This is a genomic window from Streptomyces sp. NPDC026062 (assembly GCF_055568375.1).
Genome location: NZ_JBVHOQ010000142.1, coordinates 1 through 1,118, shown reverse-complemented (window position 1 = coordinate 1,118; position 1,118 = coordinate 1). Strand labels below are relative to the sequence as shown.

The 1,118-nt window shown below is 63.7% G+C and carries 2 protein-coding genes; one reads left to right on the top strand and one right to left on the bottom strand.

Going from position 1 to position 1,118, the window contains the following annotated elements:
- Positions 1–219 precede the first annotated feature (219 nt).
- Complete coding sequence (locus ACZ4LX_RS38230; protein WP_467652034.1) at positions 220–444, bottom strand: superinfection immunity protein; 225 nt, start codon at positions 442–444, stop codon at positions 220–222.
- Positions 445–471: 27 nt separating this feature from the next.
- On the opposite strand from ACZ4LX_RS38230, the gene ACZ4LX_RS38225 reads away from it, so the two are divergent.
- Positions 472–984 carry an HNH endonuclease gene (locus tag ACZ4LX_RS38225; protein ID WP_467652031.1) on the top strand — a complete coding sequence of 171 codons (513 nt, stop codon included), beginning with the start codon at positions 472–474 and terminating at the stop codon, positions 982–984.
- The last annotated feature ends 134 nt before the right edge of the window (positions 985–1,118 follow it).

Genomic DNA, 1,118 nt, shown 5'->3' with positions numbered 1-1,118 from the left:
TTGAGACGTCAGACATCTCGATCAACAGCCCGGGGGCCTCGCTCGTTGCACTTCACGGCCCATCACCCGATCGGGGGCCAACTCGAAGAGGCTCAATGAGCGCCAGGACGACACCATGCCCGCTGACCCAACGGCTAGAGGTGCGCGGTACCGGCCCCCTCGGGGAGATCCGGAACGAACCCGCAGAGTTCCCCGGTTCGAGTCCGGGGGCGGGCACGCCTAGTTGGTAGCGCGCGGCAACTGGCTTCTTGCGGCCATCGCCAGCGCGACAATCCACCCGATAACAGTCCACCCGAGTAGCAGATTGATCACGAGAACCGATCCGCGATTCGGGACGTTACGGGTGAAAGCGACAATCGCTGGTATGAAATAGGCGATAACTAGAAGTATGCCAACGATTATTGCAATGGGGCCCGCACCATCACCAATCACTGTCGCCTCCATAAGGCGTTGATTTTCCAATAGTTCCGGATGCCACATCATCCCGAATTTTCGCCGGGTGTACAGATGCTGACCCGACGGCTAGAGGTGCGCCGTACCCAATCGGCAGAGATCCGGGGTTCGAGTCCTCGGGCGGGCACGCAACGACGAGCACCAGGACGACGACCAGGCCAACAACAACACAAGGGGGCGCACATGCGCTGTATCGACTGCACCGAGCCCGCCACACAGCGCGGACGCTGCACCACGCATCACACGCAGTACGAGGGTCGGGCCAGTGTCCGTACCCGCCGTGCGCGGAGCCGCAGACGGGCGAACCGTTCCGATGCTGCTGCCCGACTCCGGCGGACAGTGCAGGCGCGGGGCTCGGCGTGGTGCGACTGGTGCTTGGGCGACTTCCCCGCGGGCGGGGTGGACGTGGACCATGTGCGTCCGCTGTCCCGTGGCGGTGAGGATGTGGACGGGAATGTTCAGGTGCTGTGCCATGCGTGCCACCAGCTCAAGACGCGTACCGAGTTCGGGAGTGGTGTGCGTGGTGTCTGAGAACCGGTACGGCCCGGCTGCGGGTATCACGCCCATGTCAGTGAGCATTTTCAGTGTGGCCACTGATCAGGTGACGGGCCGGTGTGAGGTCGGGATGGGCAACGGACAGGGCCCCGTGCCGTTGAGGGAGGTGT

Coding starts and splice junctions, on each gene's coding strand:
- ACZ4LX_RS38230 (WP_467652034.1), bottom strand. CDS start 444: ATGGAGGCGACAGTGATTGGTGATGGTGCGGGCCCCATTGCAATAATC.
- ACZ4LX_RS38225 (WP_467652031.1), top strand. CDS start 472: ATGCCACATCATCCCGAATTTTCGCCGGGTGTACAGATGCTGACCCGA.